The sequence below is a fragment of the Pseudoflavonifractor sp. An184 genome (assembly GCF_002160305.1).
Classification (GTDB): domain Bacteria; phylum Bacillota; class Clostridia; order Oscillospirales; family Oscillospiraceae; genus Lawsonibacter; species Lawsonibacter pullicola.
Map to the genome: position 1 here is coordinate 1 of NZ_NFKI01000017.1, position 14,153 is coordinate 14,153.

Annotated in this window: 18 protein-coding genes; all 18 read left to right on the forward strand. The window is 57.2% G+C overall.

Translation table 11 applies throughout. The features are described from left to right. The coding region (locus B5F19_RS07470) for a hypothetical protein (RefSeq protein ID WP_087289475.1) at window positions 1–570 on the forward strand (570 nt) is incomplete at its 5' end. 103 nt (window positions 571–673) lie between these two features. Beyond that, window positions 674–955, forward strand: a complete 282-nt coding sequence (locus tag B5F19_RS07475; protein WP_140394184.1) for a hypothetical protein — start codon at window positions 674–676, stop codon at window positions 953–955. Continuing rightward, window positions 930–2,138, forward strand: a complete 1,209-nt coding sequence (locus B5F19_RS07480; RefSeq protein WP_087289477.1) for an antirestriction protein ArdA — start codon at window positions 930–932, stop codon at window positions 2,136–2,138. Before B5F19_RS07475 ends, B5F19_RS07480 begins: the two co-directional genes overlap by 26 nt. Next, window positions 2,138–2,875, forward strand: a complete 738-nt coding sequence (locus B5F19_RS07485) for a hypothetical protein (RefSeq protein ID WP_087289478.1) — start codon at window positions 2,138–2,140, stop codon at window positions 2,873–2,875. The genes B5F19_RS07480 and B5F19_RS07485 overlap by 1 nt, the downstream gene beginning before the upstream one ends. A gap of 82 nt (window positions 2,876–2,957) precedes the next feature. Further along, window positions 2,958–3,992, forward strand: coding sequence for a hypothetical protein (locus tag B5F19_RS07490; protein ID WP_087289479.1), 1,035 nt, complete (start codon window positions 2,958–2,960; stop codon window positions 3,990–3,992). Then, entirely contained in the window at window positions 3,992–4,510 is a 519-nt protein-coding gene (locus B5F19_RS07495; protein WP_087289480.1) for a hypothetical protein, read from the forward strand. Before B5F19_RS07490 ends, B5F19_RS07495 begins: the two co-directional genes overlap by 1 nt. A gap of 31 nt (window positions 4,511–4,541) precedes the next feature. Beyond that, on the forward strand, window positions 4,542–5,519 hold the full coding sequence (locus B5F19_RS07500) for a DUF4314 domain-containing protein (protein WP_087289481.1): 978 nt from the start codon (window positions 4,542–4,544) through the stop codon (window positions 5,517–5,519). Next, entirely contained in the window at window positions 5,512–6,762 is a 1,251-nt protein-coding gene (locus B5F19_RS07505; protein ID WP_204248306.1) for a hypothetical protein, read from the forward strand. Before B5F19_RS07500 ends, B5F19_RS07505 begins: the two co-directional genes overlap by 8 nt. Then, the gene (locus B5F19_RS07510; protein ID WP_087289482.1) at window positions 6,759–7,820 is read left to right on the forward strand and encodes a hypothetical protein; all 1,062 of its coding nucleotides are present in this window, start codon (window positions 6,759–6,761) and stop codon (window positions 7,818–7,820) included. The genes B5F19_RS07505 and B5F19_RS07510 overlap by 4 nt, the downstream gene beginning before the upstream one ends. Window positions 7,821–7,917: 97 nt before the next feature. Beyond that, on the forward strand, window positions 7,918–8,226 hold the full coding sequence (locus B5F19_RS07515; protein WP_087289483.1) for a hypothetical protein: 309 nt from the start codon (window positions 7,918–7,920) through the stop codon (window positions 8,224–8,226). An 8-nt stretch (window positions 8,227–8,234) separates the two neighbouring features. Beyond that, a complete protein-coding gene (locus B5F19_RS07520; RefSeq protein ID WP_087289484.1) occupies window positions 8,235–9,077 on the forward strand; it encodes a DNA adenine methylase in 843 nt (280 codons plus the stop codon). Then, the gene (locus B5F19_RS07525) at window positions 9,058–9,600 is read left to right on the forward strand and encodes a hypothetical protein (protein WP_140394185.1); all 543 of its coding nucleotides are present in this window, start codon (window positions 9,058–9,060) and stop codon (window positions 9,598–9,600) included. Before B5F19_RS07520 ends, B5F19_RS07525 begins: the two co-directional genes overlap by 20 nt. After that, window positions 9,593–10,330 (forward strand): DUF3849 domain-containing protein, encoded by a 738-nt coding sequence (locus tag B5F19_RS07530; protein ID WP_242959414.1) that lies wholly within the window; start codon window positions 9,593–9,595, stop codon window positions 10,328–10,330. Before B5F19_RS07525 ends, B5F19_RS07530 begins: the two co-directional genes overlap by 8 nt. 14 nt (window positions 10,331–10,344) lie before the next feature. Then, window positions 10,345–10,992: a hypothetical protein gene (locus B5F19_RS07535; protein ID WP_087289486.1), complete on the forward strand. Its 648-nt coding sequence runs from the start codon at window positions 10,345–10,347 to the stop codon at window positions 10,990–10,992. Further along, window positions 10,989–11,357 carry a SpoVG family protein gene (locus B5F19_RS07540; protein WP_087289487.1) on the forward strand — a complete coding sequence of 123 codons (369 nt, stop codon included), beginning with the start codon at window positions 10,989–10,991 and terminating at the stop codon, window positions 11,355–11,357. The genes B5F19_RS07535 and B5F19_RS07540 overlap by 4 nt, the downstream gene beginning before the upstream one ends. 21 nt (window positions 11,358–11,378) lie before the next feature. Continuing rightward, window positions 11,379–12,302 (forward strand): cell wall anchor protein, encoded by a 924-nt coding sequence (locus B5F19_RS07545; protein ID WP_087289488.1) that lies wholly within the window; start codon window positions 11,379–11,381, stop codon window positions 12,300–12,302. Beyond that, window positions 12,299–13,108, forward strand: a complete 810-nt coding sequence (locus B5F19_RS07550; RefSeq protein ID WP_087289489.1) for a class D sortase — start codon at window positions 12,299–12,301, stop codon at window positions 13,106–13,108. Before B5F19_RS07545 ends, B5F19_RS07550 begins: the two co-directional genes overlap by 4 nt. Before the next feature lie 131 nt (window positions 13,109–13,239). Then, on the forward strand, window positions 13,240–13,929 hold the full coding sequence (locus B5F19_RS07555) for a CAP domain-containing protein (RefSeq protein ID WP_087289490.1): 690 nt from the start codon (window positions 13,240–13,242) through the stop codon (window positions 13,927–13,929). The last annotated feature ends 224 nt before the right edge of the window (window positions 13,930–14,153 follow it).

Genomic DNA, 14,153 nt, shown 5'->3' on the forward strand with positions numbered 1-14,153 from the left:
CTCCACAGCCAGCCGGTTCTCTATGTGTCCCCGGCAAGCGACGTCTTCCTACTGCCAGCCGGTAGTCAAAACGAGGAGGCCAGTGAATTGTACCATCAGGTGGCCATGGATGCGGACGAGGTATACAGTTATGTGGAAACGATGCAAAACGCCCCCCTGCTCCATGCCTCTGGCCTGCATGAGGACTTCCGCCTGCTGGCGGACTTCGGCGGCGCGGTGCTGGCAGGCCAGGAACGAGAAAATGGCCAGGGGTATCAATTTGTAACCTGGATCTGGGACTATGACCGAACTGGAGTCAGCCACGGTCACTACTATGAAGATGACTTCCAGAGCGCCAAGCAGGACTTTGCTGTCCGCTCCGGCCTGATCCCCAGAGCGCAGTTATTTACCCTGGAGGAACTCACAGAATTGTACCGCGCCGCGGAGCATTGGTTCTATGAAGGCCCGGAGCTGGACTACAAGCAGCAAAAAGCCATTCAGGAGGCCAGAACAAAAATCGAGTACACCGTCCCGGATCTGCAGAGCCGGTTGGAGCAGGCCCAGAGTCAGGAACCACAAATGAATTTATAGATCCTACGCTGAACAAGGCGGGGGCCGTATCATCTGCCATCGGACAGAATACGGCCCCCGCTTTTTTGTTTTCAGAGCAGAAAAAGCAAGTGAGGTGCTCCGTGTGGATCCCAAAAAACTGAACAGTTATGTCGGGGTGGTCAATCAACCGCCTCCTAAGTGGAGTAGTGTGAAGAAATGGCTGCTCCACATCAACTATGCGCCCGGCTATGCCCCGGAGCCGGAACAAAAACCAGTGTGCCGGCAGTTCTCCCGCTGCGAGGGCTGCCCCTATCCCGCCCACGGTTTCCTCTGTTGGGGCGGCGAGGATGACTGTATGCGCACCAGAGTAAAAAAACTGAACGAAAAGGAGTTGGAGCATGAGGATCAAAGCGGCTTTGTATAACGCTGATCACTTGGAATATGGCCTGGTCACTATCCCCTTCCCCATCCCGCAGGATCAATACAACGACACGATCAAGATGCTGGAGGCGCTGGATATCGGAGACCCGCGGGCAAAGGATTGTATGGTGAAGGAGATCGAAGGCTGCGTTCCCAGTCTGAAATGCCTGGAGGGGCACAGAATCAATGTGGACGAGTTGGATTACCTCGTCAAGCGGTTGGACAGTTTTTCTGACGGGGAGCTGGCCCAGTTCCAAGGAATGGCAGCGAAAATGGGACTCTCCGATATGACCGACCTCATCAATTTGACCTTTTGTTGTCAGCAGGCCACGGTCATTACGGACTTTTCCGACTTGGAGCAGATTGGCCGGGATCACTACATGAACCTCCACGGCGGATGCGTCTCCACGGAGGAGCTGGAGGAACTGGATAGTATGGAGACCGCTCTGCTCCTGATCTCGGAAAATGAGGGTACCGTCACTCCCTACGGCGTCGTCTACGACAACGGGATGCAGCTCAGCCGGATCTATCAGGGAAGAAACTTCCCGGAGTATCTATATGAGGAGAGCCTGATGACTGTTTCACTGAGGTCCATCCACGACAGCGACGACAGCCGCGAGGCGGTTTGGCTGTACCTGCCCACATCAGAGCGCCAGATCGAGCGGATGCTCTGGCGGGATGGAATGGAGAGTGAGGATTTCGCAACATTGGAGATCCAAATCAACAACTTGCCTGCCGCTGTTGAAACGGCCTGTCCCTTGGAGCAGGAAAGCGTCTTTGATCTCAATGCCATGTGCGCCGCCATCTCAAAGCTGGCGCAGGCAGATCGAGCCAAATTGGAGGCTGTGGTGGCCTATGCAAATCCGGAGAGCGCGGCTGAGATTCGCCGCCTGGCGGAGAATCTGGACCTGTTCGATTTCGTCCCCAATGTCCATACGCCAGGTGAGTACGGCAGATATATGATCCAGGACTCCGGCCATTTCGACTACGACAGCAATCTGGACGCCTTTTATGACTATGAGAAGTACGGCCAGCAACGCATCCAGCAAGAACAGGGAATCTTCACAGAGCGGGGCTACATTGCCTATCAGGGAACTTTGTCACTGGATGAGCTGATGCGGAAGGAGCCCGCAGAACAATACCAGCGAGAGCAGGATGAGTCCATGGGGATGGGGGGACTCTCCTGATGCGGAAGGAAACCGATCTTGCCAGGGTGAAGATGATCGCTCATGTACTCTTGGATATGCCAATCGCAGAAACTTCATTTTCACCAGCTATCGTCAGCCACCCGTTTACAAGTACCGGGGTTACCGCTGCTCAAAATGAGGATGGCAATATCACTGTTGTCGACTTGCTCCACAACAAAGAAGACTATGCCAAATGGAAGGAGATGGTGGGCAAACAGATCGACAGTGCTGAAAACGCCTGTCAGGTATTTTTCCTCCTTAACAAGCCCTATTATCTGACTTTTCTCAAATTTTCTGCCCCAGTCCTCTCACAGGAGAATCTGGGCCAATTGCTGGCTCATGCGTGGATTTTGGAGGAGTGCCCAAACCAAGACCGCAATGTGAGCAAAAGAGAACTGTTGGCTCTATTCCATTCTGTCCCGCCGGAACTTCTGATGGACGAGGAGGAGTACGCAGTTTATCAGTCGCTGGAGGATCCTGTGACCGTCTACCGCGGTGTGACTTCCTATAATGCCAAAAACATCAAAGCACTGTCCTGGACGTTGGACCGGGATACGGCGGAGTGGTTTGCCCACCGCTTTGGTGAGGAGGGCACCGTCTATGAGGCTCAGATTTCAAAGGAACACATTCTTGCCTTTTTCAACGGCAGGAATGAATCAGAAGTCGTAGTGGATCCCAAATACCTGGAGCAGATCATGGAGTCACCGGAGCCAGAGATAGGGATACGGATGACCTGAATTTTCTCCACGATTTGTAGTAGACTTTCATCACAAGTTGTGGTATTGGTTGTGTTCAAAAAACAGAAACGAGGTGATCGAAGTGAAAAAACAAAGTAGTTTCCAACAGACGCCCCCCTTTGACCTGCGGCCTGCTTCCGTTGAGGAGGCGGGCCTTTTCTATTCCAACGATGAGCGGGACGAGGCACTGGGCACAGTGGGCCACCTCCGCATGGACTTCGGCTCCGGCGGGAAGGGCTTCTATCACACCTGGTGGCCCCACAACGGTGACCACTTTAACACTCCGGAATTCAAGGAGGCCCTGCAGGAATTTGTGGATGCCATGCGGCAAAGCGGTCCACTGAAGAACTTGGCGGCCATGAACACCTATTGCTGGCACAACGGAGGTGAGATCTCAGAAAACGACCGCGTCTACGGGTTTGTTGCGGAGACAGAACATTACCGATTTTGCCTGCGGTGTACCCCAAGACCAGGGGATTATCAAGGGTATCTGTATTGCTACGACCTGCGCCAGCAGGAGATGGCCAGGCAGGAGAAACTGGTGGGCCGAGTGACCTATGCCAGCGGCGAGCAGCAGGAATTTTGTGATCCCCAGCGGTATCTCCAGACTATTCGAGAAGAACTGCCCTACCGAAACACCACCGGCTTCCGGTACGAGACCCTGACAGACGATCCAGCGGTGAAAAAAGCGGTAGACGACATTCTTCTGGATGTTGCCGGCGAGGAGAACCCCCGTCGCACCTGCAACTATGGTCTCACTGAGGCCGGAAAGCAGGCCCTGCGGGATGCTGCGGACCCCAGCAAGCCTCACACCTATTCCTGGTTCGTGATGACTGACTGCAACACTTCGAAGGAGCAGATCCACAGGGCTTTGACACTGGATGGGGCGATACAGCTCTACCAAGACAGCGACCGGCCTGAGAAAAGGCTGGGCGTCACCAAGGACGAGATCGCCACGGTGGACTTGGTGTGCTTTCTGGATGAAGAGCAGGTATTCTTTGAAGACTACCGTAAGCTGGAGAGTTTTCGGAATGATCCGGTGATCGCCGACGCAGTAGAAACGCTCCATCAGGAGCTGGACGGTCCGGAGGCAGGCCTCGAGATGGGAGGACTTTAATGGGAACACGCAGCTATATCGCAAGGCAAATTGGAGATGACCAGTACCTCACGATATACTGTCAGCTCAACGGATACCCGGAAGATACCGGCGCGACCCTTGTAAAACACTATGATACATCGGAGAAAGTAAACGCTTTATTGGCTTTGGGAGATCTGTACTATCTTCGAGAAAAACTCTCTCCTGACCCCGGACGCCACGATTTCATTGCTCCACAGCCAGGAGTGACGTTGGCCTATCGGAGAGATGGGGACTGTCCCGGCTGGGAGGCCACTATAAAAACCTTCGAGGAACTGTACGATGCGGCAGATTGGGCTGGGATCGAATACATCTATATCTATGATACGAATGGACAATGGCTCTACTTACCGACCGGGAATCAAGAGGCCGTCCTCCGCAGCCTAAAGGAGGACTTGGAGAACGACACGGTCCAATACAGTGAACCGCCTGATCTGGAGGATCTGCTCGGTGAGGACTGGGATGAGGAGCAGGAGGACGGCCCATCCATAGAGATGTGAGTGATCTACGAAAGAGCAAAGGAGGCAGAATATGCGGACGATATCAAAAGAATGGCTGGCATTCCTGCGGGAACAGTTCCCACGTGGGAGCCAAGTTATATGCTGGGAGCTGGATGACCCAGAACACATATCTACTGGGACGCTGGAACAGATCGATGAAGAAGGACGGTTCCACACGCGCATGGGGGATGGGGCCATTCGAAAACTGGCGTTGGGAGAGGAACAATTCTCTGTCCAGCCGCCGGAGCCAACCCTGCTCAAACTCTATATGCCCCTGACCGCCGATTTCTATGGGCGGGACGAGTGGGGCGATATAGACGAGACGGGTGAGGAATGGGACGGCCGGACGCTGCTGGACTACGAGGATCAGATCCAGGGTGCCCTGGTCAGAAACCGGATGCCGGAGGAGAAAGAGCGGGGCGTTATGCGCTGGTACGATAAACAGGACAGCCTGAATATCAAGGTACGATCCGCGGAGTTCACTGCGGAGGAGCGAAGCGGCCAACTCTGGGGCGTGGCGGAGTGCCGGGTAGTTGGAGAACTCTCCCCGGAGGAACTTTCCACTTTAAAGGAGTACCTCACCGGCCAGGCATCGGATGGCTGGGGAGAGGGCATGGATCTGGAACAAATCCGTGTGGACGGCGGTGAATTGTACATCCATCTGTGGAACAGCGAGAACTGGAGTATCCAGACGGAGCAGGAGCGGTTCGCCCCCAAGGTTGCCGAGGGCCTGCCGGCGGAGTGTTTCTCCACCCTACAGACAACCGGCCAGCTCATTTGCATCCGGCGGGGCGAGTCCGGCTACTATCCCTCCCAGTGGGATACCGGAGACAAGGAGCGCAACGTGGAGCTGGCGGATGAGCTGAATGAGCGGTTAGGCGTCACCCCCGCCCAGCGGCAGGCCATGGAGATCGGAAGCATGGCGGGCTGGGATGTTCCTGGGGCGGATCCTGCCAATTATGAAATTCAGAGAGAGGAACAGACAGAGGGAGGGATGACCCTTGGATAAGAAGATCTTCGAGGTGGAGATCAGCAGCGGCGGGCCCGAAAGCTATAAGACCTCCGCAGTGCTGACGATGCCGTGTACCCAGGCGGAGCTTTGTGACGCGCTCCAGAAGGCCCGTGTCCAGGACGTCAAAACTTGCCGCAATGAGCTGACCAGGATCCGCTATCCTGGTATCACAGCGGATATGATCGGTCGGAATGTGGATCTGCTGGAGTTGAACCTGCTGGCCCTCCGGCTGACCATGCTGGGTGAGGATGACCGGATGGGGCTGGACGGCCTGCTCCAGATCGAGAAGGAAAACCACACTGCTCCCTTTCCCCTCTCCCGCTTCATCAACCTGACCTTCAATGCGGATATCTGCCTTCTGGCGCCCCAAGTCTCCGACACGCAGGAACTTGGGGCGCTTTTGTATGAGGGTGAGATGCTCTCGGAGGAGGCCATGGCCCTGGTGGATACCATGGAGGAGGACAGCAGCTTTCGGGAGAGGTTGCTGGAGCTGCTGGGGGAACAGCACCAGGAGGAGCACAGCGGTGTGTTCACCAGCCGGGGCTACGCGGAGCCTGGCAGTGACTTCAAAGAGGTATATCGGAAGGGCGAGATGTTCTGCTTTGCCCGCCCCAGCGCCCCGGTGGTGCTGGAGGTACGCAAGGGATTTTTTGACGATCCCAGCTATGATAACGATAAGACCACTATCCTGAACCTCCCCGCTTCAGACGCCGACATCTGGCGGGCAGTGGGAGAGGTAGACGCGGCCTCGCTGGACGAGTGCGCCTTCCGCTGTATCGACTGTGAGATCCCCTCTCTGCGAGATGCGGTCGATGACGCCATCGAACAGGAGAGCGGCATCGGCATGGCAAGCGAATTCGCAACAAACCTGGCGCAGAAAAAGCAGAGCTGGCATGAGGCGGACTGGGTCAAGTACAAGGCTCTGCTGTCTGTGGCCGGGCACCCCCACCTGCAGGATGCCATCCAGCTGATGCACGGTCTGGATGCTTATGAACTACGACCGGATGTGGCGGCGACCTGGGACTATGCGGAGCTGATCCTGCGGGAGAAGTATCCGGATCTGCCGGAGGAACTGTTCCAGACCGGACAGGCCGCCCGGGTTGGACAGCGGATGCTGGAGGAGAACCATGCGTCTATTACGGACTATGGACTGCTTCGACGGAAGGATAGCGGCCAGCTGCCAGTATTTCGGAAGGAGCAAAAGGAAGCCCCCGCCTGGGGCGGAATGGAGATGGCATGATGGAAAGTAAAAGTATGGAGCGCCAGTGGATCTTGAACCGGCTGGAAACTCTGTCGGTAAAGGAACAGACCCAGCTGGCAGCAGCCATCATCTCCAGGGGCCAGCTGAAGGCGTTATCTGAAAAGGCTGGCGATGAGCGAGAGCTGGCGGTTCGGAAGATGGATCCAAATACGGCAAGGGATGCCGTCAACCTCCTGCTGGCCCTCCCGGACTACGAGGTGATCTGCCCGGCGGGGAGCTACGAACAGCTGGGGGAATACTACCTGCGATACGAAGCCGGTCAGCCTGACCTCATCCCCTATGCCAATCTGGAGCAGATCGGGTGGAACTATGAGGACAGCCACTTGGGAATCTTCGTGGGGGACTGTTTCGTGGTGCTCCCCAGGCAAGAGCCCAAGCAGTTCTATGACGGCTCCAATCTGGACAGGCTGCCAGACACTGACTGGAGCCTGCGGCTGAAACTGGCCTCCCCCGCCGTGCCGGAGGGCGTCTGGCTGTGCCTGCCGGACAGCACCATCGACGAGAAGGGGCGGATGGACGAAATCCGGCTGGCCCTGCGGGAACTGCAGGTTCAGACACTTCAGGAGTGCAGCCTTCTGGATGTGCGGTGCTCCCTTCCGGAACTGTCCATCGGTCTGGACGAGTATCAGGATCTGGCAGATCTGATCTACGATGGAAATGACCTGGGATATGTGCTCCAGGAGCAGGGCCAGGGAGAGCAACACTTTCTGGAAAAATTCCGGGCGGCGCTGGAGTATGAGCACTGTCACGACTTAAAACTGGCGCTGGACATCGCGTCGAACTTGAACTGCTATGACTACTGCCCGACAACCGAGACAGGACGGTTTGGAGAGGAGGTGTTGCAGAAACAGGGTGATACGATGTTCCGGGACCCTGTTCTGCAAGGGAGCATTGACTTGAAAGTGTATGGGGAGGCCCAGTTGGAGCAGCAGGGCTACCTCCTGAATACCGCTGAGACCGGATACATCCGCCGCAACGAACAGGAGTTCCACCATGAGCGCACGGAGCCACAGCCAGAGTTTGACATGACCATGTAATCAGTCAAATTAGACAGGGGCCGTTTTCCGAAGGGGGAAACGGCCCCTCTTTTTTTGTGCCCTTTTTCGGAAAAACGGCTCCGGAAAGGAAACGAAAATGCATGAAAAACAATTGCTGGACTATTTAAAAGGAGCCTGCCTTGGACGCGCATACCGAGTAGGGAGTGCGGAACTGGAGCGGGCGCTGGGTGTCAGCAGCACGGATCTGCGGAAGATCGTCAACCGGCTGCGGCGCCGGGGAATCCCCATTGCCAGCGACCGGAGCGGCTACTTCTATGCCCAGACTGCCGGCGAGGTCTACACTACCATCCGTCAACTTCGGAAGATGGCAAATGGTCTGGAGGCCGCTATCCGGGGGTTGGAGCAATCCCTGGATAGCTTTGGCGAGGGCGGTGATCCCCCCTGAACAGTTTTATGAGCTGGGTGGGCGGGAAGAAAGCTCTCCGGGAGGAAGTAGTGAAGCGATTTCCCCTGTTCTATGAGCGGTATGTGGAGGTGTTCGGAGGCGGCGGCTGGGTGCTGTTTCATAAAGCCCCCGGCAACGACTTCGAGGTCTACAACGACTACAACGGCCTCCTCGCCAATCTGTACCGCTGTGTGCGGGACAAGCCGGATCTGTTGATCAACGCTCTGAAATATGTCCTCAATTCCAGAGAGGACTTCGACCGGGCGCGCCTGGCTCTGCGCCGCAAGCGCACCACAGATATTCAGCGGGCAGCCTGGTTTTATCAAGTCATCCGCCAGAGCTACGCCGCCGCTCTCACCAGCTTTGCCAGCCAGCCTCACGATATGTGGAGCAACTTCCCGCTCATTGAGCAGGCCCACCGACGGCTGGCGGATGTGGTGGTGGAAAACCAAGACTTCCAAACACTGATCCGGCACTATGACCGCCCAGTGACCTTCTTCTACTGCGACCCGCCCTACCACGCTACAGAGGGGTATTACCAGAACATCGGTGAGGACGGCTTCACGGAACGGGACCACATCCGCCTGCGGGATGCCCTGCTGTCCATGGAAGGCAAGTTCCTGCTGTCCTACAACGACGACGCCTTCATCCGAGGGCTGTACGATGCCCCCGGCATCCAGATCGAGCCGGTGACCCGGCTGAACAACATTCGACAGCGATACGACCCTAACTGCCAATTTTCCGAGCTGCTCATCGCCAACTATGACATGGCGGAGCGCGCTCATGCCACAACACAAATCAATCTGTTTGACTTTCAGAAGGGAGAATTTGATGAAACCTATGTATTTTAAGCTCTACCACAATCCTGAGAACAAGACCCTGACGATCCCCCGCGCTGCCCTCCAGCTCTCCGGCCTTGCGGACGCGGAGGAGCTGATCCTCCACACAGGCGGCGGATATGTCCTGGCGGCACGGAATGCATTGAGTACCCTGGAATGCCTGCACCTTCTCCAGTTCCTCACCTCCACTGCCGCATCTCTGCTCCTCCAGCTGGCGGTATTCAGCCAGGAAGGGGCGGAATTTCCCGAGTGTGAGGACACCATTGACGAGGAAGATGAAATGGACGATCCCGGTCTGACCATCCCCGCCTGTCTACTGGAACTGGCCGGACTGGATGATGCAGACAGCCTGGAGGCCGTTGCGGAGGATGGCCGGGTGATCGTATCCAAGGCAGAAGATGATGACCCCAGCGAGCACAGGGAGGAAGACCCGTTGCAGGAGTTCGACGAGGGCTTCCGCTCCATGCTCCAGGAGGGCCATGTGGATCTGGACGCCCTCCGGCGGCAGCTGCGCCGGGAGGAAGATCATGCGTGAGACGTACCTCTATCCCTATTCCGCAGAGGAAGCCTGCCGACGGGGAGAACAGTCTCTATGGCGGGCCAGTTACCTGGAGAACATTGACTGCAAAGATGCCATTCAGAAAGCCGTACGACAGCACTACGACGGCGCCCATCTGGACAAGGAATGCCTGACGGGGGTGCTTCAAGAGTTCGGCTATAAGCGGACAGCTTGGGTGCTGGCCAACACGGTTCAGCAATTGGAATGGGGTGGCCAGTACAGTTCCGAGAATAAAGCATGGGCCAGTCAAATCTATATCCCACCAGATAAACTCCACAATCTAAGCTTTGTGGTGCCAACCCGCTCCGCTGTACTGGATGGAGTGGTGGACCAATACCGCACGGCATATCAGGCGCTGGGACTCTTCGGTCCTGACCAGTGCGAGCCAAGCTCCTTTGAAGAACTGGACTACGAAGGAAAGGTGCTGGTACTCTCCCCAGATACCCTGAAGGAGTCCTATTGGAACGCCCGTGCCCAGCTCTGGTACGCCCATGACGGATTTGGCTGTAGCCCCAAAGCCATTGGACGCTCTGTCCGCTGTACCTGTCTGGGGGACGGAGAGATGACCCGCTGGAACCGAACGGACTTTATCGGTGCGCTGAAGGACGAATTCCTTCCGGAGTGGGCAAAGGAAAAGCTGATGGAGCTGAAAGGACAGGAACAGAACAACGACTCCCCCGCGATGGGCGGGATGACCATGAAATGAGGTGATTGATAGACATGAACATTTCCTATTACACCATTGACGATCTGCGCCTGCCCCCCAAGCGATCTCTGCGAAAGGGCCGGAGCGTGGAGCAGTATTCCACACTGGAGGAGGCTCTGGCCCGCTACCAATCCCTGCCTGCTGCCGGGATCAGAGTGCTGGGGCTCACAGACGGAATCCATGTCCTGGAGCTGGTAAAGTGCCTGCCCCTGTTCCCGGACGATCAGGAAGGAGAAGATGTGCTGGCCTCGGACTACAGCTGCTTTCCCCTCTGGACCCAGGAGCCAGAGGCCGCCAATGCCACTCACGTCTGTATCACAGCCATGGGCCTGCGCTATCGCATCAAAGGCAATGTGATTGAGCCCATTCCATCCCCGGAGGGTCTGCCGCAGGACCTTCAGGGGAAATTTTTATGGCTGAATCTGTCCGGCGAGGCCCAGTCCGCTATCCGCCAGGTCTATGTGGCCGGGACAGGCTGGGTATCTCCCGGCATTCTGAACCGCAAAACCGAGCCGATGCCCTTAGTGCTGAAATATCGAGCCGATGGGATCAACGAGCAGGGCGCCTACCTCTCCCTGGAGGTAGAACCCTGGGAGTATGACCGGATAGCCATCCACACCCTGGAACGGCTGAAAAAAGAGAAAGGGAGAAGTGAGCGATGAAACAGACTATCAACCATCAGAACCCCAATTTTGAGCAGCTGCCCATGCAGATCAACGTGAAGATCTACCGTCCCAGCGTCAAGGGCCCCATCCTGGCAGACGCCTCGGTCAACCTGAACGGGTGCTTCGCCATCCGCGGGGTCCAGGTGAAGGAGGGCAGAAACGGCCCCTTCGTCTCCATGCCCAGCCGCCAGGTCAAAGGCGAATATCGGGACATCTGTTTCCCCTGCACCCCGGAATTCAAACAGTCCTTCGACCAGGCCGTTTTGGACGCCTACCGGATGGAGCTGGATCAGGGACTCAACCAGCACCATAACGAGGCCCAGGAGCAAAACAGCCCCGAGATGGACGGCATGTCGATGTGACAGGAAGGAGAGAAAGCTGATATGAAACGAAAACTCGCACTCTGTGCCGCGGTCCTGTGCCTGACCATGGCACTGTCCCCCTCCGCCTTCGCCGCGGAGTCGGTTGTGATTTCCCAGTCATCTGCGCCCCCGGAGGTCTGCTACCCCACCTCCGTGTCCCGGAATGAGGATGGCACAGAGATCCGCAAGTATTATGACCTGGGGCCGGAGGAGAACCCCGCCGGCATTCCCCGGTCTGATTTCGAGCAGGATGGATTCCATTATACCCTCATTGATCTGCTCCGGCAGGAACTGCCGGAGAACGAGAGCCGTCAGCACACAGAGACCGTCTCTCTGGAGAGCAAAAGCAAGGACATGGAGTCCGTGCTGGCCCTGCTCCCCCAGGAAAAAGAGTTTATCACCGAGGACGGTCTCTCCGGTGTGCTGACCCTCCAGTTGGACACCGTCCAGGTGGAAGTGGCCGGGTACGGGAGCTCTACCAGGGAGGTGTCTGCCACCAGGAGCTACCCCAATCTGGCCAGCCAGGATACCGCCAACATCCCCAAGACCATCGAGGACAATGGCCGCACCCTGACTCTCCAGAACATCAGCTGGCAGACGGACAACACCGCCAATACAGACGGCTACGCCATGGGAGACCGCTTTACGGCAGTCGCCACCTACACCGGCAGTGCCACCAGCAGCTATGTGACCGGCTACACGGTCACCGCCGATTACAGCGGTACTGTCAGCCGGATCGCCCTGAATAAGACCCGCTATGTGGCCATCTTCGAGGGCACAGCCATAGAGCCGCTGGCGCCGCTCCCTGATTCGGGCAGCAGTCCAGTCCAGTTTAACTGGGCCTATATCCTGGTGCCGCTGGGTGTGGTATTCGCTGCGGGCGGCGTCATTGGCGGATGCCTGCTCTACAAACGGAAGCATGAGAGTGAGGAGGAAACCGAATGAAAAAATTGTGTGCGTTTCTCTGCCTGATGTGCCTGACCGCCGCCTTGACAGTTCCCGCGAGCGCGGCGGGACCTCTGGAGTATTCCATCGACGCACCGGGCGATCCGGACTACGGCACCCCCACCTCCTTCGAGCCGGTTGCCACGGCAGACGGCGGGGCCAGGAAGAACGAGGACGTCAGTAAAAACGCCGCCCTGATCCCGCCTGGATTTGGTACCGCCAGCGCCGATACCCTGAACACCGGGACGCCCCTCACCCCCAACCTGGCGCCCGACACCATGCCCGCCACCGGCGCGGCAGTCAACGGCACCTCCGCCCCGGTCTTTGTCCCCGGAAGTACGATCCCCACTGTGAATACCCCTGCTGACCCGGAAACATCTGCTCCCTCCACCGGCTACACCGAAGTGACAAGCGACCTCTATTACTCTGGGGGTCACTTGGGAACGCTGAAGATTCCGGCCATCGGTTTGACTGTGAAGGTCTATGAGGGCACGGACAGCAAAACCCTGGCCAAGGGTGCCGGTCACTTCGAGGAAACCTCTATTTGGCGCGGAAATATTGCGGTGGCGGCGCACAACAGGGGCACCAACAACCACTTTGGGAAGATCCATACCCTGGAGCTGGGGGATGAGATCACCCTGACCACCAAGCTGGGGACCCGCACCTATGAGGTGGTGTCCGTTTCTAAAGTCTTGGAGACCGACCGAAGCGGCCTCGCCGCCACCACGGAAAACATGATCACCCTCTACACCTGTGTGATGAACCAGAGAGACTACCGCTGGTGCGTCAAGGCAGTGGAAATTTAGTTGATCTGCTTTGTTTTCCCCTCTGAATTTCTACATGCAGGCGCTCTTATTTCTCTCGACTTCCGTCCGCTCTTCCGGTATTGTGTGCTTGCAGAAAGCTGCAATTCCAGACAATAAGGAGGAGCGAAGTCATGAGCAGAAAGAAAAATATCCTGCTGGCATCCACATGTATCGTGCTGGGCATGGCCCTGGCGGGCCCTGCGGCGCACGCGGCGGAGGAAGTCCTGACGGCTGTTCGCAGCACCCACCAGTTCTATCTGGACGGGGAGCAGATCCAGTTGGAGGCGTACCTCATCAACGGCAATAACTATGTGAAACTGGCAGATGTGGGCGAGGCTCTGGACTTCAACGTCTATTGGGACGACGCGGTGCGGATCGAGAGCGGCGCACTCTACACCGGCCACGCCTCGGAACAGGCATCCGACCTGGAGCAGACGCGCCAGGACATCGCCGCGCTGGTCAATCAGGTGCGGCGTGAACACGGACTCCCGGAGCTGGCTGTTGACCAGCGGCTGATGACCGCTGCCCAGGAGCTCTCTGGGAGGAAATACACCTGGCACCACAATCAGGAGGAGTGCGAGGCAGTGGCAAGAGCCGGATACCCCTATGGATTCCGCTCTAACCTCACGGTCTTCACCGGAGCCGCCGCCTCAGATATTGCTCAACAGGCGGTGGAGAACTGGGTGAACTCCCCCGGACACCTGCAGGCGATGCTCACACCCAATGCGGACAGCCTCGGCGTGGGCGTCACCGTGGAACAGGGCGTCACCTACTGCTGCCTGTTCCTGGGTGACCCAACCACCCACAACCCCTACGGATAACCGCAGATCCAGCGGTACAGCCCCTCTCAAACAGGAGGGGCCGCTCTTTTTTTGCTTAAATCCAGAAGAAACGGAGGTGATACCCATGAAATAAGACGCTCTATGCCGGAGCAAGAACCACTCTCTCGAAGTGACTTCGGGACCGACCAACAAAATTCTGAATATCGAAAATGGAACAGGCCGTAGGGATACAGCGCCCACGGCCTGTTTGCGTTCTGCCGGAA

Excerpts from the sequence above, each read along its gene's own strand:
- B5F19_RS07480 (WP_087289477.1), top strand. The coding sequence starts at position 930 with ATGAGGATCAAAGCGGCTTTGTATAACGCTGATCACTTGGAATATGGC.
- B5F19_RS07485 (WP_087289478.1), top strand. The coding sequence starts at position 2,138 with ATGCGGAAGGAAACCGATCTTGCCAGGGTGAAGATGATCGCTCATGTA.
- B5F19_RS07495 (WP_087289480.1), top strand. The coding sequence starts at position 3,992 with ATGGGAACACGCAGCTATATCGCAAGGCAAATTGGAGATGACCAGTAC.
- B5F19_RS07500 (WP_087289481.1), top strand. The coding sequence starts at position 4,542 with ATGCGGACGATATCAAAAGAATGGCTGGCATTCCTGCGGGAACAGTTC.
- B5F19_RS07510 (WP_087289482.1), top strand. The coding sequence starts at position 6,759 with ATGATGGAAAGTAAAAGTATGGAGCGCCAGTGGATCTTGAACCGGCTG.
- B5F19_RS07515 (WP_087289483.1), top strand. The coding sequence starts at position 7,918 with ATGCATGAAAAACAATTGCTGGACTATTTAAAAGGAGCCTGCCTTGGA.
- B5F19_RS07520 (WP_087289484.1), top strand. The coding sequence starts at position 8,235 with ATGAGCTGGGTGGGCGGGAAGAAAGCTCTCCGGGAGGAAGTAGTGAAG.
- B5F19_RS07525 (WP_140394185.1), top strand. The coding sequence starts at position 9,058 with ATGAAACCTATGTATTTTAAGCTCTACCACAATCCTGAGAACAAGACC.
- B5F19_RS07530 (WP_242959414.1), top strand. The coding sequence starts at position 9,593 with ATGCGTGAGACGTACCTCTATCCCTATTCCGCAGAGGAAGCCTGCCGA.
- B5F19_RS07535 (WP_087289486.1), top strand. The coding sequence starts at position 10,345 with ATGAACATTTCCTATTACACCATTGACGATCTGCGCCTGCCCCCCAAG.
- B5F19_RS07540 (WP_087289487.1), top strand. The coding sequence starts at position 10,989 with ATGAAACAGACTATCAACCATCAGAACCCCAATTTTGAGCAGCTGCCC.
- B5F19_RS07545 (WP_087289488.1), top strand. The coding sequence starts at position 11,379 with ATGAAACGAAAACTCGCACTCTGTGCCGCGGTCCTGTGCCTGACCATG.
- B5F19_RS07550 (WP_087289489.1), top strand. The coding sequence starts at position 12,299 with ATGAAAAAATTGTGTGCGTTTCTCTGCCTGATGTGCCTGACCGCCGCC.
- B5F19_RS07555 (WP_087289490.1), top strand. The coding sequence starts at position 13,240 with ATGAGCAGAAAGAAAAATATCCTGCTGGCATCCACATGTATCGTGCTG.